19 protein-coding genes are annotated in these 24,174 nt (G+C 56.7%); 9 read left to right on the forward strand and 10 right to left on the reverse strand.

Annotated elements, in window-relative coordinates:
- Position 1 precedes the first annotated feature (1 nt).
- From H1Y61_RS08195 to H1Y61_RS08220, 6 genes are all read right to left on the reverse strand, one after another.
- The gene (locus H1Y61_RS08195) at positions 2-895 is read right to left on the reverse strand and encodes a protein phosphatase 2C domain-containing protein (RefSeq protein WP_180574302.1); all 894 of its coding nucleotides are present in this window, start codon (positions 893-895) and stop codon (positions 2-4) included.
- A 156-nt stretch (positions 896-1,051) separates the two neighbouring features.
- On the reverse strand, positions 1,052-2,779 hold the full coding sequence (locus H1Y61_RS08200) for a methyl-accepting chemotaxis protein (protein WP_180574303.1): 1,728 nt from the start codon (positions 2,777-2,779) through the stop codon (positions 1,052-1,054).
- A gap of 139 nt (positions 2,780-2,918) precedes the next feature.
- Complete coding sequence (locus H1Y61_RS08205) at positions 2,919-3,977, reverse strand: ABC transporter ATP-binding protein (RefSeq protein ID WP_180574304.1); 1,059 nt, start codon at positions 3,975-3,977, stop codon at positions 2,919-2,921.
- Between the two features lie 10 nt (positions 3,978-3,987).
- Entirely contained in the window at positions 3,988-4,776 is a 789-nt protein-coding gene (locus H1Y61_RS08210; RefSeq protein WP_180574305.1) for an ABC transporter permease, read from the reverse strand.
- Positions 4,773-5,642, reverse strand: a complete 870-nt coding sequence (locus H1Y61_RS08215) for an ABC transporter permease (protein ID WP_180574306.1) — start codon at positions 5,640-5,642, stop codon at positions 4,773-4,775. Before H1Y61_RS08215 ends, H1Y61_RS08210 begins: the two co-directional genes overlap by 4 nt.
- Positions 5,643-5,710: 68 nt before the next feature.
- Positions 5,711-6,775 carry an ABC transporter substrate-binding protein gene (locus H1Y61_RS08220; RefSeq protein ID WP_180574451.1) on the reverse strand — a complete coding sequence of 355 codons (1,065 nt, stop codon included), beginning with the start codon at positions 6,773-6,775 and terminating at the stop codon, positions 5,711-5,713.
- Positions 6,776-7,688: 913 nt separating this feature from the next.
- Between H1Y61_RS08220 and H1Y61_RS08225 the strand changes: the two genes are divergently transcribed.
- From H1Y61_RS08225 to H1Y61_RS08235, 3 genes are all read left to right on the forward strand, one after another.
- Positions 7,689-9,260, forward strand: coding sequence for an amino acid permease (locus H1Y61_RS08225; protein ID WP_180574307.1), 1,572 nt, complete (start codon positions 7,689-7,691; stop codon positions 9,258-9,260).
- Positions 9,261-9,576: 316 nt separating this feature from the next.
- Positions 9,577-10,722 carry an iron-containing alcohol dehydrogenase gene (locus tag H1Y61_RS08230; protein ID WP_180574308.1) on the forward strand — a complete coding sequence of 382 codons (1,146 nt, stop codon included), beginning with the start codon at positions 9,577-9,579 and terminating at the stop codon, positions 10,720-10,722.
- A 176-nt stretch (positions 10,723-10,898) separates the two neighbouring features.
- Positions 10,899-11,615, forward strand: coding sequence for a ParA family protein (locus H1Y61_RS08235; protein WP_180574309.1), 717 nt, complete (start codon positions 10,899-10,901; stop codon positions 11,613-11,615).
- An 85-nt stretch (positions 11,616-11,700) separates the two neighbouring features.
- On the opposite strand, the gene H1Y61_RS08240 is transcribed toward H1Y61_RS08235, so the two are convergent.
- A complete protein-coding gene (locus H1Y61_RS08240; protein ID WP_180574310.1) occupies positions 11,701-13,038 on the reverse strand; it encodes a L,D-transpeptidase family protein in 1,338 nt (445 codons plus the stop codon).
- A 393-nt stretch (positions 13,039-13,431) separates the two neighbouring features.
- Between H1Y61_RS08240 and H1Y61_RS08245 the strand changes: the two genes are divergently transcribed.
- From H1Y61_RS08245 to H1Y61_RS08255, 3 genes are all read left to right on the forward strand, one after another.
- Positions 13,432-14,265 carry an aldose 1-epimerase family protein gene (locus tag H1Y61_RS08245; protein WP_180574452.1) on the forward strand — a complete coding sequence of 278 codons (834 nt, stop codon included), beginning with the start codon at positions 13,432-13,434 and terminating at the stop codon, positions 14,263-14,265.
- 103 nt (positions 14,266-14,368) lie between these two features.
- Positions 14,369-14,704, forward strand: coding sequence for a protein tyrosine phosphatase family protein (locus tag H1Y61_RS08250; RefSeq protein ID WP_180574311.1), 336 nt, complete (start codon positions 14,369-14,371; stop codon positions 14,702-14,704).
- A gap of 75 nt (positions 14,705-14,779) precedes the next feature.
- The gene (locus H1Y61_RS08255) at positions 14,780-15,121 is read left to right on the forward strand and encodes a RidA family protein (protein ID WP_071204851.1); all 342 of its coding nucleotides are present in this window, start codon (positions 14,780-14,782) and stop codon (positions 15,119-15,121) included.
- 74 nt (positions 15,122-15,195) lie between these two features.
- On the opposite strand, the gene H1Y61_RS08260 is transcribed toward H1Y61_RS08255, so the two are convergent.
- The 3 genes from H1Y61_RS08260 to H1Y61_RS08270 form a co-directional block, all read right to left on the reverse strand.
- The gene (locus H1Y61_RS08260) at positions 15,196-16,848 is read right to left on the reverse strand and encodes a thiamine pyrophosphate-binding protein (protein WP_180574312.1); all 1,653 of its coding nucleotides are present in this window, start codon (positions 16,846-16,848) and stop codon (positions 15,196-15,198) included.
- Between the two features lie 46 nt (positions 16,849-16,894).
- Positions 16,895-17,866, reverse strand: coding sequence for a DMT family transporter (locus tag H1Y61_RS08265; RefSeq protein WP_180574313.1), 972 nt, complete (start codon positions 17,864-17,866; stop codon positions 16,895-16,897).
- A gap of 76 nt (positions 17,867-17,942) precedes the next feature.
- The gene (locus H1Y61_RS08270) at positions 17,943-18,896 is read right to left on the reverse strand and encodes an alpha/beta hydrolase (RefSeq protein ID WP_180574314.1); all 954 of its coding nucleotides are present in this window, start codon (positions 18,894-18,896) and stop codon (positions 17,943-17,945) included.
- A 187-nt stretch (positions 18,897-19,083) separates the two neighbouring features.
- On the opposite strand from H1Y61_RS08270, the gene H1Y61_RS08275 reads away from it, so the two are divergent.
- The 3 genes from H1Y61_RS08275 to H1Y61_RS08285 all read left to right on the forward strand — a co-directional run bounded on the left by H1Y61_RS08275 (position 19,084) and on the right by H1Y61_RS08285 (position 24,096).
- Positions 19,084-19,806, forward strand: coding sequence for a ribonuclease T2 family protein (locus H1Y61_RS08275; RefSeq protein WP_180574315.1), 723 nt, complete (start codon positions 19,084-19,086; stop codon positions 19,804-19,806).
- Between the two features lie 146 nt (positions 19,807-19,952).
- Positions 19,953-21,602 (forward strand): energy-dependent translational throttle protein EttA, encoded by a 1,650-nt coding sequence (gene ettA / locus H1Y61_RS08280; protein ID WP_180574316.1) that lies wholly within the window; start codon positions 19,953-19,955, stop codon positions 21,600-21,602.
- A 130-nt stretch (positions 21,603-21,732) separates the two neighbouring features.
- Positions 21,733-24,096, forward strand: coding sequence for a methyl-accepting chemotaxis protein (locus tag H1Y61_RS08285; RefSeq protein ID WP_235680861.1), 2,364 nt, complete (start codon positions 21,733-21,735; stop codon positions 24,094-24,096).
- Positions 24,097-24,174 lie beyond the last annotated feature (78 nt).

Here is a 24,174-nt window from a genome sequence, read left to right on the forward strand (position 1 = left end):
CTTAACGATCGATCCGGCAGAGGATCGCCGTCGTGTCGTCGCTTTGCTTGAAACGTGGAAATTGTAGCCCGTCTGGATCGACCTCGCGTTCCAGATGCCGCAATTCGGTGACCAGGGCTTTCAATCCGGCGGTAGCGGCGCGTTTGACCAGACCGGCAGGATCATAGGCCCGGTAGAGGCTGACGAGATCGGCCAGCCCATCCGAGCAGATCAGGGCGGTGGCGCCGGTCTCGATGGTCAGGGCTGTACGAACCAGATGATCGGCGGTATCTGGTATGAGTCCCAGAGACCAGACACTGCCGCCGGGCGTGTTTTGCTTTTCGCGTTTGCTGCGTAAATTTTCCAATGTTTCGGTGTCGCTTGTGTGGGCCATGCCGCTTGCACCGATGCCGCCCGCCCGCTCCACATGGGCGCGGGCGGCTTGCTGTTCGTGCTCAAATGCTTCAGGCAGGGCCATATGCGTTTCCACCCGGCCATCATCATGCAGAAGATAAAGCACGCTATCGCCAAGGCCAATGAATTCTGCGCCATCTGGCGTTACACGCAAGGCGGCAAGGGCCGCCAGCGGCCAGGCATAGCGGGGCTGGTCACCTGCGGCTGCGGTAAAAAGCTCGTGGGCGTCGAAAGCGATGGCGCGGATCACCTCGGTGACATTGGTGTCGCTGGTCAGTTCCATGGTCAGCCGTTTTGCCGCAAACTGGGCGATCCATGCGGCATCGGAACCGTAACCCTCCATGAACTGGACCTCGCCCAACCCGGTTGCGCCATCGAGAACGAAAGCGGCCTGCTCATTATAGCCCAGTCTGTCCTCGTTGCTGCGGTCGCTTTTTCCCGGATCGCTGATCGTGTCGATGATGGCCAGGGCAGGGGTGGTCAAGGCTGACTTGGCAGACATAGGCACTCTTTCGTTAAGCCGTAGCTTTGAAGATGCTCGAAAATTGGCCTATCGCCTCACGGACCGCAAAATAAAAATGCCAAAAGTGAAACCCACCGCCGATGTTTTCGTCAATGTGTTGCTTAAAGGCGGGGGGCTGTTTGAAATATTTTCCGGTCAGGCTGCGGAGCGGTTGCTGCCGCGCCTGGTGGCGCCGCGTATAGCAGCGGAGCTTCCTGGCTCTCGGATCGCAGATCGCCTGTTGAGCTGGAAGCGGTTGGCCAGTTCTGTCAGCTTGGCAGCGCCGTTGGAAAGTGCTTCGCTGATGGTGTTGATCGTATTGACCATACCCGCATTCTTTTGCGTCATCTGATCCAGCGCATTCACGGCGGAGCTGATTTCGCCAAGGCTGGTGGATTGCTTTATTGCGGCTGTGGCAATGGCTTCGATATTGTCATCGATGGATTGAACGAAGGATTCGATCCGGTTCAGAGCACTGCCTGTTTCCCCGACCAAACGCACACCGTCTTTTACTTCATTGCTGGATTTGCAGATCAGCTCTGAGATTTCCTTGGCGGCCTTGGCGGAACGCTGGGCCAGTTCGCGCACTTCTTGTGCCACAACAGCAAAGCCCTTGCCGCTTTCGCCAGCGCGGGCGGCCTCTACGCCTGCGTTCAAGGCCAGAAGATTGGTCTGGAAGGCGATTTCATCGATGACGCTGATGATGTTGCTGATTTCCTTCGAAGCACCCTCGATGCGGCTCATCGCGTCCACCGTCGAGTTGACGACCTTCACGGATTCGGTTGCTGCCTGGCGCGCATCACGCACCAGATCTCTGGTGTTCTTGGTGCTCGTACTGGACTGATTAACGACGGTGGTAATGTCCTCCAATGCGGCTGAGGTTTGTTCAAGTGCGGCGGCCTGTTGTTCAGAGCGTTGGGCGAGACTGGTGGAGCTTTCCTGGACTTCCCGGCTGTTGGCGGCCACGGATGCCGTTTCCGTCAACACCTGTGCCAGCGTTTCCTGAAACTTGCCGATCGACATGTTGAAGTTTGTGCGCAGGTGTTCGAAGGTCGGAATGAACGGCTCGTCAATCGTCATGCGGATATTGCAGTTTGAAAGGCGCTCCAGACCGGCAGCGATGGCGTCGATGGCTTTGACACGGCCAGTCACATCGGTTGCGAATTTCACAACCTTGACGACTTGTCCCCTTTCGTCGAAAATTGGATTGTAGGTCGCTTGAATATGAACGTGTTTTCCACCTTTGCCGATGCGCAGAAACTCATTGCTCTGATATTCGGCCGCGGCTAGCTTGCGCCAGAATTGCTTGTATTCAGGCGAGGCAGCATAGGCGGGTTCGCAGAACATCGAATGATGCTTGCCGACGATTTCGCTTAAGCTATAGCCCAATGTTTTGCAGAAATTGTCGTTGGCTGTGAGAATCTGGCCGGTTGGCGTGAATTCGATAACGGCTTGAGAGCGCATCAGCGCATCGATCTTGCCGTCACTGTCCATGGTCTTGGTCTTCGCAGCCGTTATGTCGGTGGCGATTTTCACGACCTTATAGGGCTTATTGCCCCGAAAGACGGGATTGTAGCAGGCTTCGATCCAGATCGCTTCACCGGACTTGGTCAATCGTTTGTATTGCCCCTGATCGAACTGACCGGACCCGAGTTTTGCCCAGAAGTTTGCATAAGCTGGGGTCTTGACGTCTTCAGGGTCAACAAAAATCCTATGGTGCTTGCCGACGATTTCCGACTTCTGATAGCCGATCGCTTTGCAAAAATTATCGTTCGCATCAAGGATATTGCCATTAAGGTCGAATTCAATGATGGCCTGAGACCGATTAATGGCTTCCAAAACGCCTTTATTGTCTGCACCGAAGCCAAACGACAACAGTCCCATTTAAGATGCCTCCTACGTGATGAGGCTTTATATTTGATTTCTATTGATAATGCGTAAATACATGAATTAGCATGTTTAAATTCAATTCATGGGTGGATTTTTGCGCTCTGTCAATTCTGGGTATGGTGCGAAAATATCATCAATCCGCCACCACCATCAGGTCGTCACCTGCAAATTTCAGCGTTACAGTTTCGCCAATCACTGCCGGCGTAACGCCCGGATCGTTGAACATGTCGAAGGACAGCGTGGCGCCGCCGACATCCAGCCGGGTACGGATGACCGAGCCGAGAAAATGGCTTGAGGTAACTTTGCCGCTGATCCGAACATTCCCCTTGGCGCCTTCGGCAGGCGATCCGGCTTCCGGGCGCAGCGCCACGGTGACGGTTTCGCCATTGGCTTTGCCCAGCGGCTTTTTCAGGCTGATCTGCTGGTCGCCGATCAGGATCGTATTGCTGGATGTATCCGTCACTTTGGCGTCGATCAGGTTGAGTGTACCGACGAAGGAGGCGACGAAACGGGTCTGGGGATGATTGTAGATCTCCGAGGGTGTGCCGATCTGGTCGGCGCGCCCGCCATTCATCACCACGATCCGGTCCGAAATCGACAGAGCCTCTTCCTGGTCATGGGTCACGAACACGGTTGTGATGCCGAGCTGGCGCTGGATCTGGCGGATCTCCTCGCGCAGCGAGACGCGGATCTTGGCATCCAGCGCCGAAAGCGGCTCATCCAGCAGCAAAACCTGTGGCTTTGGCGCCAGCGCCCGGGCGAGCGCGACGCGCTGCTGCTGGCCGCCGGACATCTGGTAGGGATAGCGCTCGGCCAGATGATCGAGATGGATCAGCTTCAGCATTTCCATCACCCGGCTGTGAATTTCCACCTTGGGCTTTTTAGCGATCTTCAGGCCGAAGGCGACGTTATCGAACACATTCATGTTGGGAAACAGCGCATAGGCCTGGAAGACCATGCCGATATTGCGCCGGTTTGGCTTCAGATCCGTCTGGTTTTTTTCGGCAATCGAGATCACTCCATCGGTGACAGTTTCGAAACCGGCGATCATCCTAAGAATGGTGGTCTTGCCGCAGCCGGACGGTCCGAGAAAGGAGATGAATTCGCCCTTTTCGATCGACATGTTGAAGTCATGCACGACCTGGACGGGGCCGAAGCTCTTCTTGATATGGGTCAGGGTCAGAAAGGACATTGTTCTGTTCTCATGCCTTGGCTGGCAAGGGCTTGGTAAAAAGGGCAATGATATTGAGAAGTGCGATGCTGAGCCATGTCATGGCGAAAGCGATGATCGCCAGCGCCGGTGGCTCATAGGCGCGGTTGGCACCGATCAATTGCAGATAGGGCCCGAAGGCAGGCCTGTTTAATAGCGAGGGAATGGTGAACTCGCCGATGACGATGGCGAAAGTGATAAAGGCACCCGACAGTATGCCGCTCAGCACATTGGGAAAAATACACCGAAACAGGATCAGCCACCAGCCAGCGCCAAGGCTCTGGGCAGCCTCCGTCAAGGTGCGCACATCTATGGCGCGCATGGCGGCGTCCACCGAACGATAGGTATAGGGGAGTGACAGGGTCATCAATCCGAACAGGAAGAGGAGGTCCGTACCCGTGGTGGTGGCTGTCAATGGCAGGAAAGATGAGGAATTATAGAGCCTCAGATAACCGAAAATCACCACAATGGCGGGAATGACCAGCGGCATCATTGTAATGAACTCGATGACAGGCCGCATTTGCGGCAGACGCAACCGCACCCAATAAGCGGTTGGCACGACCAAAAGGGTGATCAGAGCAATGGTGAAAACAGCCATGAACACCGAATAACCGAAGGAGGCCTGAAAATTGCCATCTGAAAATACTGTGCGATATGCATCGAACGAATATTCACCGCGCCGCATGCGCAGGGAAAATTCGAAGGTGGCGATCAGCGGCACGATGAAATAAAAACTGCCTAGCGCGATGGCCAACCAAGCGAAAAACTTCTGCGGTTTCATTTCTGCCACCGTTCCGCGCGTATGCGCAGCGTAATATAGAGGATATTGGAAAGCCCGGTCACCACGATCATCCCGAAGGCCAGCGCATAGCCGAGATTGGCATTGTGCAGCACGTCGCCGCGGATCTGGGCATAAAGCTGGATCGGTACGATATTGAGCGAACTGCCTGTCAGCGAAAAAGCTGTGGCAATAGCGCCGAAGGAATTGGCAAACAGTAGCATGAAGGCACCGGCGATGGATGGAAACAGAATCGGCAGAGCAACCTTTGTCCAATATTGAAAATGGCTGGCGCCCAGGCTTTCCGCCGCCTCGCGCCACTCGCGCTTCATGCCTTCCAGCGCCGGTATGATGATCAATACCATCAGCGGGATCTGGAAATACATGTAGGTTAGCGTCAACCCGGTAAAACTAAGTAGATTGAAGCCGCTGGCATAGAGGTTGAAACCGAACCAGTCGCGCAACAGCATGGTGATCAGGCCGAGCCGGCCAAGTGTCGCCAGAAAGGCGAAGGCAAGAGGCACGCCGGCGAAATTGGACGCGACGCCGCAGAAGGTCATCACTACCGAGCGCACGAAAGGTGGTAACCCTCCCAGAACGAGAGCCCAAGCGATGTAGAAGCCCAGGAGAATACCGCCGATCGCCGATGCGATGCTGATGCGAATGCTGATGGAGAATGAGGAGATGATTTTGTCGGTGAACAGCCCGGCAATATTGCCTAGTGTGAAATGCCCCTCGGCGTCCTGAAAGGCCCCCGTAATGAGGTAGAGCGTCGGTATGATGAGAAACATCAGGGCGAACAGCATGAATGGGGCTATGCCCAGCCAGTCGAATATAATCCGGTTGCGTTCCGCCTTGGTGGCTTGCATGAAATAATCTCCGTCACGGATAGGCAAGTTTCCCCGCCAGCAGGCGGGGAAACCGATGAGGTCGAAGATTACTTGACGGCGGCGCCGACAACCTTGTCCCAGCCTTCGGTAATAGTCTTCTTGTAGCCATCCTGCTGGTCGAGCGTCGGGAAGATAGCCTTTTCATAGGCCTTCGGGTCAGGCAGCTTTGCCAGGACATCCGCCGGAATTTTGACGTTCTTGGCCAGATCGTTGAACCGGATTGGATGGCAGTAGCCCTTCAGCCAACCAATCTGGCCTTCGTCGGAATAGAGATATTCCATCCAGAGCTTGGCGGCGTTCGGATGCGGTGCGTAGGCGGAAATTGCCTGGACATAAACGCCGGCGACCACACCGGAGGCGGGCACGATGACGTCCACCGGCGGGTTTCCCTTCAACGAATCGCGGCCAGCCAGCGCGTTATAGTCCCAGCGCAGCATGATCGGCGTGGTACCTTGGGCGAGGGTGGCCGGCTTGCCGACGACGGGAACGAAATTATTCTTTTCATTCAGTGATTTGAAGAATTTCAGGCCTTCTTCACCAGCCTTGGCGGCGTCGCCGTTAGATGCGGAAAGACCAGCGGCGAAAACGGCGGAAATCGCCTGGTTCGCAGTGCGCGGATCGCCAGCCAGGGCCACCATATTGGCATATTCTGGCTTAAGCAGATCGGCCCAGTCCTTCGGCGGGTTGGAAACGAGATCCTTGTTTACCTCGAAGGCCATGACCCCATAATAGTCGCCATACCAGTAGCCGTCGGCGTCCTTCGCTTCTGCCGGAATGCTGTTCCAGGTTGAGACCTTGTAGGGCTGAATCAGCTTGTCGGCCTTGGCAGTTGGGCCGAATGACAGGCCTACGTCGATCACGTCGGGAGCCTGGTCGCCGGTATTGCCCTTATTGGCCTTGATGGCTTCGATTTCATCACCGGAGCCTGCGTCGGGGTTTAGCTCGTTGACCTTGATTTCAGGGTATTTCTTCTTGAAGCCGGCGATCACGTCGCCATAGCCGCACCAGTCATGGGGCAGGGCGATGGTGGTCAGCATGCCTTCTTTTTTGGCAGCTGCGATCAGCTCGGCGCTTGGCTCGGCGCTCGCATAGGTGGCCGATGCGACGACCATGGCGGTCGAGAGGGAAAGAATGCGGTGCAAACGGATGTTCACGGGTGTCCTCCTTGTGGATCTGCAAATCTTCGATCTGCAAAATTGTCTGCGGTAAGCCGAGCGACTGCATAGGGGGCGCAGATGATAGTTATGTGACGGATAGGGTGGGTGAGCACTGCTATAACGGGCATACCTTCAAGTATTTCTGCGACGGTATTCTTGGAGACAATCTGCGGTATCGCTGATAGCACGGATGACCCGGCCGAGCAGGTAAAAGCCATGACCCTGGATTTTGCGCGCGCTGCTGCTGAGATGACAGGTATCTGCAAGCGTCGATTGTTCCCCTCCGGTCTTTGCCGGTTTATTGCGCAAAGATAAGACGACAGAGGGTCATCGAGTCAATCTGCCCCAACCGGAAAAAATGACTTTTCCCTGTTCAGCCTAAGGGGATGTCGGGGAATTGGCGCTTAGTTCCTTGATTTGAAAAAGAAAATAAGTTCTTTGTCTCGAAGATTCAGTCCTATGGCTTTGTCGTGCAAGCATGCCCGTGGGGTGCACGTCATCATCCGCGCCTCTGTGCCTGTGCAAATAGCGGGGTTTCATGAGGCGCTTTTCCAGCATTCCCTGTTGTTACGACGGTTGCAGGCTGGGGAATGGCGCGAACAGGCATGTGAATTGCATGGGCATTTGAAAAGCTGACGATTGATTTTTTTTTCGACTGAAATTGATTTTAGACAAACACTGAAAACAGGGGCCTGTATCACAGGATCGTGACGGGTCTCCCAAGCCATCCGGCCATGCCGGTCCGGCTTACGATAACAAGATCCAAAGGGAGCAGCGAAGACTGCGTGCGGTTTGTAACGGTAACAACCGGCAAACCGAAAGGCAGAGGCTGCCGAGGTGTTTTGCCTCGGCTTAACTGGGGGTCATCATGACCGGTTATAGCGACGTTGATAAGCAGGAAGACCTGCATATCCTCCATTCCATGGGCTATGCGCAGGAGCTGGAGCGGCGCATGAGTTCGTTTTCGAACTTTGCGATTTCCTTCTCGATCATTTGCATTCTGTCCGGCGGCATCAATTCGCTGGCCCAGGCGACATCCGGGGCCGGTGGGGCGGCCATCGGCATCGGCTGGCCATTGGGCTGCCTGATTTCCGGCGTTTTCGCGCTCGGCATGGCACAGATTGCCTCGGCCTATCCCACGGCGGGCGGGCTTTACCATTGGGGTTCGATTCTTGGTAATCGGTTCACCGGCTGGGTTACGGCCTGGTTTAACCTGATCGGCCTGGTCACTGTGCTCGGTGCCATCAATGTCGGCACCTGGGGCTTTTTCGCCGGATCGATTGCCGGCTGGTTCGGCGTCAATGTCGATACGACGACGGCAGGCGGCTTTGCCAATCAGATCCTGTTCGTGGCCGCAATTACGGCGGCGCAGGCGCTGATCAACCATCTCGGCATCAAGCTGACCGCCAAGCTGACGGATCTCTCGGGTTATCTGATCTTCATCACCGCCATCGCCTTGACAATCGTCTGCCTGATCGGCGTGAAAACCTGGGATTTCTCTCGCATCTGGACCTTTACCAATTATTCCGGCACACCAGCGGGCGATGCGCCAGTCTGGCCGCAAACCGGCAGTGTCTGGTATATTTTTGCTCTCAGCCTGCTTTTGCCGATCTATACGATCACCGGTTACGATGCCTCCGCCCATACCTCGGAGGAAACCATCAAGGCTTCGGAATCGGTGCCGAAGGGGATTATTTCCTCGGTCTTCTGGGCATCGCTGTTCGGCTACATCATGTTGCTGGCCTTTCTCCTGGCTATTCCCGATATGAATGAAGCCGCAGCCCAGGGCTGGAACGTGTTCTTCTGGACGTTGAACAGCGTCACCCACCCGGTTGTCGCCAATATCCTGTATCTGGCAATTTTCGTTGCGCAGTTCATCTGCGGTCTGGCAACCGTCACCTCGGTTTCGCGGATGATCTATGCCTTTTCGCGCGATGGCGGCCTGCCTGCCTCCAAGGCGCTTTCCAGCGTTAGCCCGAGGTTCCGCACTCCGGCCACGGCCATCTGGGTCGGGGCAGTGCTGTCGGTGCTGTTTGTCTGGGGTGCCTCGCTTGTCACCATTGCCGGTGCCTCGGCTTATACGATTGTCGTGTCCTGCACGGTGATTTTCCTGTTCCTGTCCTTCGCCATTCCGATCGTGCTCGGTATGAAGGTGATCGGTACGGCGAAATGGCCGAAAATGGGACCGTGGAATATGGGGATCGGCGCTTACCGGTTTGTCGGTCTGCTGGTCATCCTGGCCATGGTTGCCATCTTCATCATCGGGGTGCAGCCACCCAACCAGTGGGCGCTGTATATCACTGTCGGTTTTCTGGCGCTGACGGCGCTGATCTGGGTTCTGTTCGAGCAGCGTCGCTTCAAGGGCCCGCCGATTGGCGATGAAGTGGCAAAGCGTCAGGCGGAAATTGCCGCTGCGGAAAAAGCTGTCGGCCAAGCCTGAATAGCCTGACTTGATACGAAGAGGGGTCGCCCGGATCGGCGGCCTCTGTTTATCTAAATGAAAGCGTGAGACTGTTTTCTTTTAAAATTTGAAGTTGCTGTGGCGAAGCCACCGATTTTCCCTTTTTGATTAGTAGTTATTTATATTAGATACTCTACCATGGCCATTGTGGGTGAGGAGGAAAGCCCGCATTCGGGAGGTTCAAATTCTCTGAGGTTTGCACTGGTCAGACGCAAGCAGCGGCATGACCCTCGCTAATCCTTTTTGCCTTTTCCGATCCCCTCTTCGATCCTCCGGTGGAAGGAGTGATGCGATCATGAAAATCTTTGCGAATTGGAGTTATCCGACCGACATCAGGGTCGGGCGCGGTCGGATAGAAGAGCTGGGTGAGGCCTGCAAATCCTTGGGCATGCGCAATCCTTTGCTGGTCACTGACCGTGGGCTGGCAGCGCTGGCGATTACCAGGGTGGCGCAGGAAACGTTGAGTGATGCAGGGCTGGACCACGCGCTGTTTGCCGATGTCGATCCCAACCCGACGGAGCTTAATCTGGAAGCCGGGCTTGCGGTCTTCCGAGACGGCGGTCATGACGGTGTCGTTGCCTTTGGCGGTGGTTCCGGCATTGATCTTGGCAAATGCGTGGCCTTCATGGCGGGGCAGACCCGCCCGGTCTGGGATTTCGCTGCGGGCACTGAGGGCTGGCGTGATGCCAACGAGGCGGCAATCCTGCCGGTGGTGACCGTGCCGACCACCGCGGGAACCGGTGCCGAAGTGGGACGCACCTGCGTGATCACCAATACAGTCACCCACGTCAAGACCGCGATCTTTCATCCGAAAATGCTTCCGGCAATCGTCATTTGCGACCCGGAACTCACAGTCGGCATGCCGAAATCCATCACCGCTGGCACAGGCATGGATGCCTTCGCCCATTGCCTGGAAGCCTATTGTTCGCCGGTCTACCATCCGCTCGGCCAGGGTATTGCGATCGAGGGGATGCGGTTGGTCAAGGAATTTCTGCCCAAAGCCTATCGTGATCCGGTGGATCTGGAAGCCCGGCTCAACATGATGTCGGCGGCGGTCATGGGGTCGATTGCCCTGCAAAAGGGGCTGGGGGCCATTCATGCTTTGTCGCACCCGATCGGCGCGGTCTATAATACCCATCATGGCACAACCAATGCGGTGTTGATGCCGATGGTGGTGTCTTTCAACCGCAAGGCCATAGAGCGCAAGATAGAGAAACTGGCGGGCTATCTGGAAATCCAGGGCGGCTTCGATGGTTTCCATGATTTTCTGATGGTGTTTCGTGAGGATCTCGCCATTCCGCATAATCTGAGTGAGCTTGGCGTGCCGGGTGATCGGCTGGACGATCTGGCTGCCATGGCTATCCGCGATGCAAGTGCCGCAAGCAATCCTGTCAAGATGACTTTGGAAAATACCACCGCATTGCTGGCGGAATGTTTTTGAAAATCTGGCTCCAGCTTACGGCAAGCAAGGTAACCTAGAATTTCATTCACAAGAACTGATATATGTCATTTGCTATTTATTAACCATTTTTAGCAAGGATGTATTAACCGGGCGCCATGAATAGCCGGGTGCCTGTTAGAGCGATGAGTGGCTCAATCATAGCATCGAGGACACCAATGCCAGTCATCTCATTTGCCAATGCCAAGGGCGGCGCAGGTAAAACCACAGCGGCGCTGCTGCTTGCCACAGAACTTGCCCATCAGGGCTACCGGATCTGTATTCTCGATGCCGATCCGCAACGCTGGATTACCCAATGGTCGGAAGCCGCCGGGTTGCAGCACAATATCGAAGTCATTTCCGAAGTCAGCGTTGGGTCGTTGCAGGGCCATATCCGGGAAGGCCGCAAAACTGCCGATTACGTTATCATCGATCTGGCCGGTGCGCGTGACGCCATCGTCACCATGGCCATCGGACTTTCCGACCATGTGATGATCCCTGTTCAGGGCTGTGCCATGGACGCCAAGGGAGCCGCCCAGATCCTCGACCTGATCGAACAGATGCGGATCGCCGGAAATCTTGTCATCCCGCATTCGGTGGTTCTGACACGGGTTGCCTCGATGGTGACGACACGGGCGCTTCTCGCCATCAAGGGCCTGTTGGCGGCGCGTGGGGTGAATGTCATCAATACTCCGATTGCCGAGCGCAACGCCTTCCGCGACATTTTCGAGACCGGTGGTACTGTCTATTCGATGGACCCGGCCAAGGTCAGCAATTTGGATAAGGCGCAGGAGAATTCACGCGCCTTTGCTGCTGAGGTCGTGCATCTGCTTCCGGTAAAAGTGGTGCGCAGCCTACGCCCGCGCCTTTTGCGGCTGATCGGCGATGCCGCCTGAGATTTGTACATTGGTATAAGCTAAAAAATGCCCCGCTACGACAACAGTCGGCGGGGCGTTTTTATGTGCTTAAGATTGACCGCACTCAGTCAACGAATTCTACGGTGACGCCCGGCTGTACCATCTTGGCCAGTTCCGTTGCATCCCAATTGGTCAGACGAATACAACCATGGCTTTGGGTGCGACCGATCTTCGAGGGTTCCGGCGTACCGTGGATGCCGTAGGTGGGCTTGGACAAGGCAATCCAAACGGTACCAACAGGACCATTCGGGCCTGGCGGAATATTCAGAACCTTGTCATTGGCGCCCTGCTGGAAATTGACCTTCGGATTATAGGTGTAGCCGGGATCGAAGGCGACGCGCTGCACCTGCACGGTGCCGGATGGCGATGGCGTGTCATTAGAGCCGATGCTGGCTGGGTAGGCAGTGATGAGCTGACCATCCTCGCCGTAAGCCAGAACCTGTTTGCGGCCCTTGTCGGCCACGATGCGTGTAACCCGGCCACTATGGGGCTGGCCGATGCTGACCACTTTGACCGTGCTGCCGGGAACAGTGAAATCGACACCGGGATTGAGCGCCTTCAGATAGCCCTCATCCATGTGGAATTTCTCAGCCAGCATTTCCGTTGTGGATGTATAGCCAAGCGACGGCATCGCAGCCTTCTGGCTGTAATCCTCAGGAATTTCCGCCACATAAGGACCAGCGGCATCGGCGGCGGTCAGCGTATAGCTGGTGAAGGGCAGGCCGCCATTCATCCGCAGCCGCTCCATGATGGCGTCGGTGTCGTTAGGGTTCAGCGTCTCGCCGGTCTTTTGCTGCCAGGCTTCCAGCGCCTTTTGAACATTCATCCCCATATGGCCGTCGATAGCCCCCGGCGAAAATCCTTCGCGGGCGAGAAACACCTGAAGCGCGGTGATTTCCGGCTTGGCCTTGCCGCTGCTGCCAAGCGTCGGCGGCGCTGCGGTCGAAGGAGAGGCAGGCCGCGCCAGGGCATCGTCGCTCACCGAAGGATCATGGTTGACGTTTTGTGGGTAGCCCTGGTCGAGGGATTGGCGCTCAACGGGTTGGTCCCCGGGAATGCCGCCAGTCGCCATATCCTCGTCGTCATAGCCGCCGCCAGAAGGAGCTGGTGGATAATAATCATTGGGATAGCGGTTACGGTCGGCACGGCCATACACCATGTCGGCAGGCATTTCCGTGGCGATCAGATTGCCGGAGCGGTCAATCAAAACCGTGCGGCCCATGCGGTCGCGGCTGATCATCACCGAGCCCTGTGCGGGTACGAAATCCAGAACCTCTCCTGAGGGCGTAATCAGCACTGTATTCGCGTTCTGCCCCGTATAGGGGCTGCGCGCCAGCGCGGGCTGCGACACCGTTGAGAGAAGCGCGACGACGATGAGACCAGTTTTCCAAAGCGGCTGCACGGGTGATCTTTCCGGTTGGTTTCTTGCATAACGCCCCAAACCCTATCCGGTTCAGGGGAAATCGAGGCGCTCGCGCCAAAGCATGGACAATTGCTTATCATGCGCTGAAACACCGTAATTTTGACGCTAATATGGAAAAATGAAAACGAAGTGAAGAAACTGTTAAACCCGTGCGCATCGCTCCAGATAGACGCTCCAGCCAAGCTTGGAAAAATCGGTGCATAAACAACGTGCTAGCGAACGATAAGGTGAACGACGTGAATACATCAGTCCATCAAAATTAACAGAGTTTTACACGGGAAAATCATAGGCTACCGCGTTTTTACACGGTTTAGGACATGGCATACGCCGCTATCAGCGCGGTAATGCTGAGCGGATTGTAGGAGGAGACGAATCATGAAGCTACAGGCAGCCAAGGGTCCAATCGTTGAACTGGACCCGACATCGGTTCTGGATATTCGCACATTGATCATCGATGGGGTCGATCTGTCGCCGCATCGGGCCATTCCTGATGATGGCGATCCGCGCATTGACCATTCCCTGGAAGGCTTTCTTTTCACCTGCGGCCCTGACCATATCCGTCACCCTGAACCGATTGGCGATGGCAGCGGTCGTCGCTATCCGCTGCATGGTTCGTTTTCATCGCATCCGGCAACCATTCTTCATCAAAGCGACAGTGAGTGCCGGGCTGAAATTCCGGTGCGCCATGCCGATGGTGGCCAGTCGCTTCTGGAGCGCCATTGGCGCATCGATGCGCAAACCGGTGCTGTCGCGCTCCGCGACCGGATTACCAATACTGGCCACGCGCCGTTTCCCGCCATGTTGATGTATCACATGAATATCTCCGCTAAACTGTTCGATGATGCAGTGCGGATGGAAGGGGCAATGCTGGACGAAGGCGGTTTCGGCTGGCGTTTCGGCGCGGAGCCGGGCGGGGTGTTCTGCGTCGCCGCCAACAGCGACAAGATCATAGCGGATGGCTGGGCAGAGTTTCGGCTCGGCCCAATTGCCTCGGTTGGCGGTCTGACGTTGGTGGTGCGTTTTGACACGGCAAGCCTGCCCTTCCTGCAAATCTGGCGCAACCAGCAAGCTCCTGCCAATGTCGTGGGTATCGAGCCGGTCTCGCATCGCTGGGTCGGACGGGAAGATCTCGCCAAGGGCGGCGAACTCGACATGCTGGCGCCCGGCGAGAGCCGTGAATTCGGACTGGATTTCTTCTTCATGTGAAATCTGGCGCGTCTGGAATCCGCTTGCAGCGTTGACGCCCCAGTATCCACATCGTAAATGTTTGGCCGGTTTCGATTAAGCCGGTTTTGAAAAGGATGCGACGATGAATATCAGGCCGATCAACGAGGAATATTCCGTCAGCGGTCAGATCAGTCTCGATGATCTGGATGATATCAAGGCGCTGGGCTTCAAATCCATCGTTTGCCATCGCCCGGATGGCGAAGAGCCCGGCCAGCCGGATTTTGCCGCCATTGCCACGCGGGCCGAGGAGCTTGGGCTTGCCATCCGCCATATTCCGGTCGGCCCGATGGGAGTCACGCCGGATGCCGTCGCCGCCATGGTTGACGCGTTGGATGATCTGGAGCGCCCGATGCTTGGCTATTGCCGCTCCGGCGCCCGCTCTACGGCGACCTACGAACACAGCCTGCGCCAGCGCTAAACGTTCAAAAAACCTGCCCACGCTGCGGCAAAGTCCGCAGCGTTTTCGTGTTTCATAACCTCAAGGAGATAGTCCATGTCCATCAAGCGTATCGAGCCCGGCAAGCGTATGAGCGGTGCTGTCGTTCACGGCAATACCGTCTATCTGGCTGGCCAGGTCGGCGAAGGCACTGGTGTCACCGAACAGTCCAAATCGGCGCTGGCCGAAGTGGATCGCCTGCTGGCCGCTGCCGGTTCCGACAAGTCGAAGATCCTGCAAACCATCATCTACCTCTCCGACATGTCCACCTTCGCCGAAATGAATGCTGTCTGGGAAAGCTGGATCGACCCTGCCAACCCACCAGCCCGCGCCACCAGCGAAGCTGCTTTGGCAACCCCGGATTACAAGGTTGAGTTTATCGTGACGGCTGCGATTTAATCGCACTTCACATCTTGGATGAAGAAAAGGCCGGGATTGTCTCCGGCCTTTTTGTTTTTCCTTTGAAAAGCTTGTCAGCTTTTCTCGCGAATTTGAGTCAAGGTGCGGGTCGGCGTAATCGCTTCTGCATCTAGCTTGATTTCGATGATCGATGGTTTGCCAGAGGCTCGTGCGCGCTCAAACGCCGCCGCGAAATCCTCAGTCTTTTCCACCAGTTCGCCATGGCCGCCATAGGCCTGCGCAAAGGCCTTGAAATCCGGGTTCACCAGATCGGTGGCGCTGACGCGGCCCGGATATTCGCGCTCCTGATGCATGCGGATGGTGCCATAGGTGCTGTTGTTAATCAGCAAAACGATGATCGGCAGATTGTAGCGCACGGCAGTGATGAATTCCTGGCCATGCATCATGAAGCAGCCGTCACCGGCAAAGCAGATCACTTCACGTTCGGGAAATTGCGCCTTGGCGGCCACGGCGGCGGGCAGGCCATAGCCCATGGAGCCGGAGGTGGGGGCGGCCTGCGTGTTATAGCCCTGAAAACGATGAAAACGGTGCAGCCATGTGGCGTAATTGCCCGCGCCATTGGTGAAGACGACATCTTTGGCGGTATTGGCTTCGATCCACTCCATGAGCGGTCCCATCTGCACCGTGCCGGGGCCGGTTTTGGGTGGGGTGGACCAGTTCAGATATTGAGCGTGCATGGTTTGCGTCCGCTCGGTCCAGACGGGTAAGGCCGGTGCTTTCAAATCAGCCAAAGCCGCAACGAAATCCTTGGGGCTGGCGCAGATGGCGAGATCAGGGCGGTAGACCCGGCCAAGCTCCGACGGATCGGGATAGACATGCACCAGTTTTTGCTTGGGGTAGGGGATGTCCATCAGCGTGTAGGATGACGATGGCATTTCGGAAAAACGACCGCCCAGCAACAGGATCAGATCGGCGTCCTTCACCTCTTTCGCAAGCGCCGGATTGATGCCAATGCCGACATCGCCGGCGTAATTGGGGTGCAGATGGTCAAACAGCATCTGGCGGCGGAAGGAGCAGCCGACCGGCAGTTTCCACTGCGCGGCAAAATCTTCAAACGCTTTCACTGAGGCCTCATCCCAGCGGGTGCCGCCGAGGATGACCAGCGGGCGCTCTGCCTTTTCCAGCATCGCGCCAAGCGCGGCAATCTGGCTAGGGCCGGGATGCGCTTCCACCGGCATATAGGGGCGGGCTTCTGGTGCATCCGCCTCTTCCACCAGCACATCTTCCGGCAGGGTCAGCACCACAGGACCGGGACGGCCCGATGTGGCGACGGCAAAGGCGCGGCTGATAAATTCCGGGATGCGGGCGACGTCATCGATCTCGCCGACCCATTTGGCAAATTCGGTAAAGGCGCGCCGATATTCGACTTCCTGAAAGGCTTCGCGTTCGCGCATGTCGCGGGCGACCTGGCCAATGAACAGGATCATCGGCACCGAATCCTGCCGGGCAATATGCAGACCCGCCGAGGCATTGGTGGCACCCGGACCGCGTGTCACCATGCAAATGCCGGGCTCGCCGGTCAGGCGGCCCCAGCAATCGGCCATCATTGCCGCGCCGCCTTCCTGACGGCAGACGACGGTTTCGATCTGGCTGTCAACCAGCGCGTCCAGCACCGCCAGATAGCTTTCGCCGGGCACGCAGGCAACGCGCTTCACGCCATTGGCCTTCAGGGCTTCAACGATCAATTGTCCGCCGGTTCTTTTCATCGCGTAATCCTTGGATGTGGTTTGGGCCAGTAGGTGTGAGACAAATTTAAGGTTGTGGCGGCCCGCTGCTGTCGGAAATAGGCCTGGATGCGTGTTTGCGCTCCCGCCAGATGATGGTGAGGCCGGAGCCTATGATGATGGCGATGCCCAGCCATTTCAGCGCATCCGGCAGGTCATGGAAGACCAGCCAGCCAAACAGGGTGGCGGTGACGATTTCCAGATATTGCAGCGGTGCCAGCATTGAGGGTGGTGCTGCGCGATAGGCAAACACACCGAGCACACCGCCGACGGCGGCAGTGGCCCCAGTGCAGATAAGCCAGATGGTGCCGGTTAGGTCCGGCTGGACCAGGTCGAACATGGCGAGGTCCATCGTCTGGCCTATGGCGATCATGATGGTGCAAAACACCATGGCCCAGCAGCCGGTTTCCACCTGCATGACGAACGGGTCCTGATGGCGTGACAATAGCCGCGTCAGAATTGCAAAAATGGCGATGCAAAAGGCGGCAATGATCGGCAGGAAGGCGACAGCTCCGACTTCCTGGAAACTGGGCTGCACCACCAACATGGCGCCGATAAACCCGGTGCCACAGGCGAGGTAGCGTTGCCAGCCGATTTTTTCTTTGAGGATGATGCCGCTCAAGATGGTCAGGATGATCGGCTCGACGAAAAAGATTGCCACGGCATCCGCCACTTCCATGGTGCGCAACGCGGTAACAAAGGTCAGCATCGACAGGCAGAGCACCCCGCCACGCACCATATGCAGGCGGGTGTTGGACCAGGATAGTTTCGGCCAGGTGCGTCTTATTATCAGCACGGGAAGCATGAAAAGGATCTGAAAGAAAAACCGGGCAAGGCTGATTTCGGCAGCAGGCATGGTTTGCGTTGCCAGTTTGGAAAACACATCCACCAGCGGAGTGATCAGCACCGACAGTACCATCATGCCAAGTCCGAACGTGACGCCGGAGAAAAACGGCGCTTGGCTGGATGTGCCTGACGTGGCACGGGGTGGAGTGGACATGCGGGATTGTCTCGCTTTTGATCGTCTGTCTATAGCGTCCGCCATGCAAGACGGCACGTGACTTTCTGTTATAGGGTCATTCCAAACCGGAATGAACTGCCGTTAGGCCCAGCGCTTTTCGCGCCCAATCCCGAAACGCCGCCATGGCCTCGTCACGACCAATTTCGTTCAGCGTTTCATGCCGCATGGCGGGATAAAGGGTCAGCGTGACATCGGTCAGACCGGATTGCCGCAGGCGATGATCCAACGCGCGGGTGGCATCGCCGCCTTTGGTGGCCGGGTCCTGCCCGCCGCCGACCAGATGAATGGGCAGGTCGGTTCGCAGCCGGGCAAGGCGGGGCAGGGTTGCGGTCTGAGCCGTCAGGTCAAGCACGTCCATCCACAGCGAATTGCTGGCCTGAAACCGGCAGAGCGGGTCATTGGCGTAGAGATCGACTTCGGCGGCATCATGGCTCAACCAATCGAACAAAGTGCGCCTTCCCGACACCGCCTTGCCCCAGGCCTCGAAGGTCGCCTTGGCCATCAGCAGGCTTGGCACGTCAGAGCCTTTCAAGGCCCGCTCGATCTTCAGAACCAGCCGGGCTAACCGGGTCTCGATGCCGTTGTTGAAATTGGAATTCCACACCGCCAGCGCCTGAAAACTTTCTGGAAATTCCATTGCGGTGCGCAGGGCGATCAGCCCGCCCATGGAATGACCAAACAGCAGAACCGGCAGGCCGGGATGGTTGGCAATCGCCAGATCGCGGATCGCCCTGGCATCTTCGATCACTAGCGAAACGCCATTCTTTCGCGCAAAGCGACCAAGCGGTGCATCCGGGGCCTGGGTTTCTCCGTGTCCACGGTGGTCATGGGCGTAAACGTGAAAGCCCGATGCGGCCATGAAGACGGCAAAGCGGCGATAGCGGCGTGAATGTTCGATCAGCCCATGATTGATCAGGAGAATGGCTTTGCCGTCATTTTCTGCCTGATGATGATGGTAGGCGATCCGGGCACCATCCGGCCTTTGCAGGTAAAGCGTTTCGTCAAACATGCCGTCCTCCCGATAGTGCCGAACGCGAATGGTATATCGCGAGTCTCAACCCGTTCCGCCCCGAAAAATGACGTGATTTTGCAGCTAAGTGCAATTGCTGAAAGGCAGGTTCATGCCGTTATTCAAGGTTGCAAGCCTGTTTCAACCGTTCCATGAAGACCTTAAGCGATTCGGTGGAGAGAACATCATGAAGCATTTTTACTATCTGGGTCTGGCTGCGGCGGTCTTTCTGACCTGTCTTCCGTCTTTCGCAGCGGAAAAAGGCAGGACCACCAGCATTCTGGCCGTCAGTTGGCAGCCGGGTTTTTGCGAGACCAAGCCGGACAAGCCGGAATGCAAGAGCCAGACGGCGGATCGCTATGATGCCAGCCATTTTACCCTGCATGGTCTTTGGCCGATGCGCCAGAACTATTGCGGCGTCGCGCAGGCCGATATCGATACCGACAAGAAAAGCCGCTGGACCGATCTGCCGGAAGTGACCCTGTCTGCCGAGACCCGACAGGCGCTGGACCGGGTCATGCCCGGCACGCAGTCATCATTGGAACGGCATGAATGGATCAAGCATGGCACCTGCACCGGTCTTAATCAACAAGACTATTTTGCCGAGGCGATCGCGCTGATTGAGACCCTGAACGGTTCGGCGGTCAATGGGCTGTTTGCTGCCAACGTGGGCAAGGCGGTGACCCAGGAAGATGTGCAGACGGCGTTTGATGCCAGCTTTGGTCCGGGCGCTGGGCGGCGGGTGAAAATGAGCTGCGAACAAGACGGCAACAGACGGATTGTGACGGAATTGACCATAGGTCTTGGGGATGGCGAGGTCGGGACGCCGCTGCAAGAGCGCATCCAGGCGGCAGGCTCAACCAAGTTTGATTGCAACCAGGGTATTGTCGATCCGGTTGGGCTGCAATGAGCCTGCTTTGAGAGCGAATAGTGCGCGCGCATTCTATTCCGTAAACAGGGCAAGACCCGAAGGAATTGCGCGGGCGGCATTGCCCCGGCTTGCGGTTTCGCCTACATAGCGGGCAATTCCATTTACCCGTGCGGAGCATTTTACCGATGGCACGTCAGTTCATCTACCACATGTCCGGGCTTAACAAGTCCTATGGCGCCAAGAAGATCCTTGAGAACGTCAACCTGTCCTTCTATCCCGATGCCAAGATCGGTATTCTCGGCCCGAACGGTGCCGGTAAATCGACGGTTCTGCGCATCATCGCTGGTCTCGACAAGGAATATACCGGGGAAGCCTGGCTCGCCGAAGGCGCGACCATGGGCTATCTGGAGCAGGAACCCAAGCTGAACCCGGACAAGACCGTATTCGAAAACGTCATGGAAGGCGTTGCCTCCAAGACCGCCATCCTCGACCGCTATAACGAGTTGATGATGAATTACTCGGACGAGACGGCGGATGAAGGCGCCAAGCTTCAGGACATGATTGACAGCCAGAACCTTTGGGATCTGGAAAATCAGGTCGAAATGGCCATGGACGCCCTGCGTTGCCCGCCCGGTGACAGCGACGTAACCAGCCTGTCCGGTGGTGAACGCCGCCGCGTGGCGCTGTGCAAGCTGCTGCTGTCTCAGCCCGACCTGCTGCTGCTTGACGAACCAACCAACCACTTGGACGCTGAAACCATCGGCTGGCTGGAAAACCACCTGCGGGAATATCCCGGCTCCGTGCTGATGATTACCCACGATCGCTACTTCCTCGACAATGTCACCGGTTGGATTCTTGAACTCGACCGTGGCCGTGGCATTCCTTACGAAGGCAATTACTCGGCCTATCTGCAAGCCAAGGCCAAGCGTCTGATGCAGGAAAGCCGCGAAGACGCGTCACGCCAGAAGGCGCTGTCGCGCGAGCAGGAATGGATCGCTTCCAGCCCCAAGGCCCGTCAGGCCAAGTCCAAGGCCCGTATTAAGTCCTATGAGCAACTGGTGGAAGCGGCTGAAAAGCAGCGTCCCGGCGATGCGCAGATCATCATTCCCGTCAGCGAGCGACTGGGCCAGGTGGTCATCGAGCTGGATGGCATCTCCAAGTCCTATGGCGACCGTCTGCTGATCGACAATCTGAGCCTGAAACTACCGCCGGGCGGCATTGTTGGCGTGATCGGCCCGAACGGTGCGGGTAAGACGACGCTGTTTCGGATGATCACGGGCCAGGAAACGCCGGATTCCGGCACGGTCAAAGTCGGCGATAGCGTGCAGCTTGGTTATGTTGATCAGAGCCGCGATACTTTGGCCGCCGACAAGACGGTCTGGGAAGAAATTTCCGGTGGGGCCGAAATCATCAAGCTCGGCAAGTTTGACATGAACTCCCGCGCCTATTGCGGTGCCTTCAACTTCAAGGGCGGCGACCAGCAACAGAAGGTTGGCAATCTCTCTGGCGGTCAGCGCAACCGCGTGCATCTGGCCAAGATGCTGAAGGCTGGCGGCAATGTTCTGCTGCTCGACGAACCGACCAACGACCTCGATACCGAAACGCTCGGCGCGCTGGAAAATGCGCTGGAAAGCTTTGCCGGCTGTGCGATCATCATTTCGCATGACCGCATGTTCCTCGACCGTCTGGCCACCCATATTCTCGCCTTCGAAGGCGATAGCCACGTGGAATGGTTCGAAGGCAATTTCGAGGACTATGAAAAGGACAAGATCCGCCGGTTGGGTGCCGAAAGCGTCAACCCGAAGCGGGTCAGCTACAAGCGCCTGACCCGGTAATCTTGATTATTGGCAACCCTGAGGTGTTCTTTCCGTCTCAGGGTTGTTTATCGGATATCGTAATTTTAACATTATATTAGTTGTTTACGTGATGAAATTCATCCAAGGGTTTAATGCCTTTGGGGGGATTATGTTTTCTATACGGAACGTTCTGGTTTCAGTTTTTCTTATTATCAGCATTGCCTTGGGCGCCATGGTGTCGCGATCGCTTTATGTCGCTTACAACCAGTTCGGTGTGTTCCGCGATGTCGCAAAACTGACGGCGGTTAATAAGGCGCTGTTTGATTTTCTGTTGAATTACCGCCTGGAACGCGGCCATACCAACACCGTCTTTATGACAAGCCCGGAAAAGGCTGGAACGACTGCGAAGGATGTTCCTGTCGATCGCCAGAAGGTTGACGTGGCAATGAAGGATTTTACCGCAGCGGTCACCGTTGTCGGTACGCCAGAATTTGCGGCGATGTTGAACAAGATCAAAGGACATTACGACACGATCGTCTCGATGCGCCAACCGCTTGACGCGCAGTTTTCCCTTCCTCTGGAAAGCCGCAATAAGGAGCTGAATGCAAAGCAGCTTTCGTATGGCGATAGCGTGCTTGATGATCTCGAAAAAAGCTCGGTTTTCACCGAATCCACCATTCGTTCGCTGGATAACAGCCTGACAGATCTTTTGCAGGTCAGGACCAATGCATGGGTAACCCGCTCAGCGGCCGGAGCGGAAAACATCCTGCTCAACAAGGCTATCGCTCTACAGACACCTCTCGCTATGCCTGATATTCTTGAGGTTGCGAACCAGCATTCAAAAATCATCACCGGCTGGCTTCAGGTTCGCGCACTCGTCAATCATTCAACGATGCCCGAAGAATTGAAGCAGGCCCTCAACAATGCCGAGACGGGGTATTTTGACGGCTCATTCGCGGAAATGCGTGACACTCTCTACAAAAAAGTTGTCGCACGCGAGCCGCCTGATTTGACCCTGGATAAATGGTTGTCGCCAAGTTCCAAAGCTCAAGCCAGCATAGCCGATGTCGTGGTTACGGCGATGAAGGTTGTGAATGATAAAGCGAATTCGTTGGCTAGCGCCGCATTCTCCTTGGTCATTTTGTATAGCGCCTTGCTGGTTGGCTCAATCCTCCTGACCATTGCAGGCATGGCGATTGTCGTGAGACGCGTTGTTGCTCCCATCGGCACTCTCACACAGTCCATGCGAGCCCTTGCCGATGGCGATACGCAGAAAAATATCCCCTTCACCATCCGTCAGGATGAAGTGGGAGCCATGGCCCGCTCGGTTGAGATTTTCCGGGAAGCGGCCATTCGTAACAAGCAGCTTGAAGCTGAAACCGAAGAGATGCGGCGTCGCGGTGAGCTTGAACGCATTGAAGTTCAGCGCGTTGCGGAAGCGGAGGCCGAGGAGCGTCTGAACCGCGCGACGGGTTCGCTTGCAGCCGGGTTGAAGCGTTTGGCGTCAGGGGATATGCTCTGTGAAATCCGCGAGGAATTCGCTCCCCGGTTTGAAGCGCTTCGCCATGATTTCAACCGCTCTGTCGAGCAATTGCGAACTGCTTTGTTGGATGTCGGCAGTGCCGCGCATGCGGTGCGCAATGGCAGCGGTGAAATCTCCCAGGCGTCCGACAATCTGTCAAAGCGGACGGAACAGCAGGCGGCCTCCCTGGAGCAAACCGCCGCCGCACTTGAGCAGATTACCGTCAATGTCAGGGCAACGTCGCAACGCACCGGCGATGCGCGAGATCTGGTGCGCAATACGCGCACACGCGCCGAACACTCCGGGGCGGTGGTAGGCAATGCGGTCACGGCCATGGGGCGTATCGAAGAGGCCTCCTCTAAGATTACCCAGATCATCAGCGTCATCGATGAGATCGCGTTCCAGACCAATCTCCTGGCGCTCAACGCGGGCGTCGAGGCAGCGCGCGCCGGGGAGGCCGGTAAGGGTTTTGCCGTCGTTGCCCAGGAAGTACGCGAGCTTGCGCAGCGTTCCGCCAATGCGGCCAAGGAAATCAAGGCGCTGATTGCCAATTCGGAAGTGGCAGTCGGCGATGGCGTTAGGCTTGTGAACGATACCGGCAAGGGCCTGAGCGAAATCGCCGAACTCGTGCAGGCCATCAATGCGCATATGGATGCCATCGCGACGGCGGCCCAGGAACAGTCGGTTGGTCTTAGCGAAGTCAATACCGCCGTCAATCACATGGACCATGCCACCCAACAGAACGCGGCCATGGTAGAGGAAATGAGCGCGGCGGGGGCGGGCCTTGCCAGTGAAGCAACCAGGCTTGCCGACCTGTTGGCAAATTTCGAGACGGGCGGGCAAAAGGCTGATTTGTCTCTCGCCTCGACAGGTGGCGTGCAGCGATCCGCCCGACCGGCTGCGGCAGTCCCGGCCCGTACGGAGCGGCAGCCAGCCAGCCGACCGGTAGCAATTCAGAGCCGAGGTAACGCCGCTGTTGCCGTTTCAAAGGATGCCTGGGAAGAATTCTAACCCCCTCTCCAACCCAGAAAAGCCTGCACCGCCCAGGTGGGGGCTTTTTTGGTCAAGGTGAGGACTGGCCCGATGCCT

Origin of the sequence: Agrobacterium vitis (genome assembly GCF_013426735.1) — a bacterium.
GTDB classification, from domain to species: domain Bacteria; phylum Pseudomonadota; class Alphaproteobacteria; order Rhizobiales; family Rhizobiaceae; genus Allorhizobium; species Allorhizobium vitis_D.

Bases quoted from the DNA above. Each gene is read 5' to 3' on its own strand.
- H1Y61_RS08195 (WP_180574302.1), bottom strand. From the start codon at position 895: ATGTCTGCCAAGTCAGCCTTGACCACCCCTGCCCTGGCCATCATCGAC.
- H1Y61_RS08200 (WP_180574303.1), bottom strand. From the start codon at position 2,779: ATGGGACTGTTGTCGTTTGGCTTCGGTGCAGACAATAAAGGCGTTTTG.
- H1Y61_RS08205 (WP_180574304.1), bottom strand. From the start codon at position 3,977: ATGTCCTTTCTGACCCTGACCCATATCAAGAAGAGCTTCGGCCCCGTC.
- H1Y61_RS08210 (WP_180574305.1), bottom strand. From the start codon at position 4,776: ATGAAACCGCAGAAGTTTTTCGCTTGGTTGGCCATCGCGCTAGGCAGT.
- H1Y61_RS08215 (WP_180574306.1), bottom strand. From the start codon at position 5,642: ATGCAAGCCACCAAGGCGGAACGCAACCGGATTATATTCGACTGGCTG.
- H1Y61_RS08220 (WP_180574451.1), bottom strand. From the start codon at position 6,775: ATGGTCGTCGCATCGGCCACCTATGCGAGCGCCGAGCCAAGCGCCGAG.
- H1Y61_RS08225 (WP_180574307.1), top strand. From the start codon at position 7,689: ATGACCGGTTATAGCGACGTTGATAAGCAGGAAGACCTGCATATCCTC.
- H1Y61_RS08230 (WP_180574308.1), top strand. From the start codon at position 9,577: ATGAAAATCTTTGCGAATTGGAGTTATCCGACCGACATCAGGGTCGGG.
- H1Y61_RS08235 (WP_180574309.1), top strand. From the start codon at position 10,899: ATGCCAGTCATCTCATTTGCCAATGCCAAGGGCGGCGCAGGTAAAACC.
- H1Y61_RS08250 (WP_180574311.1), top strand. From the start codon at position 14,369: ATGAATATCAGGCCGATCAACGAGGAATATTCCGTCAGCGGTCAGATC.
- H1Y61_RS08255 (WP_071204851.1), top strand. From the start codon at position 14,780: ATGTCCATCAAGCGTATCGAGCCCGGCAAGCGTATGAGCGGTGCTGTC.
- H1Y61_RS08260 (WP_180574312.1), bottom strand. From the start codon at position 16,848: ATGAAAAGAACCGGCGGACAATTGATCGTTGAAGCCCTGAAGGCCAAT.
- H1Y61_RS08265 (WP_180574313.1), bottom strand. From the start codon at position 17,866: ATGTCCACTCCACCCCGTGCCACGTCAGGCACATCCAGCCAAGCGCCG.
- H1Y61_RS08270 (WP_180574314.1), bottom strand. From the start codon at position 18,896: ATGTTTGACGAAACGCTTTACCTGCAAAGGCCGGATGGTGCCCGGATC.
- H1Y61_RS08275 (WP_180574315.1), top strand. From the start codon at position 19,084: ATGAAGCATTTTTACTATCTGGGTCTGGCTGCGGCGGTCTTTCTGACC.
- ettA (WP_180574316.1), top strand. From the start codon at position 19,953: ATGGCACGTCAGTTCATCTACCACATGTCCGGGCTTAACAAGTCCTAT.
- H1Y61_RS08285 (WP_235680861.1), top strand. From the start codon at position 21,733: ATGTTTTCTATACGGAACGTTCTGGTTTCAGTTTTTCTTATTATCAGC.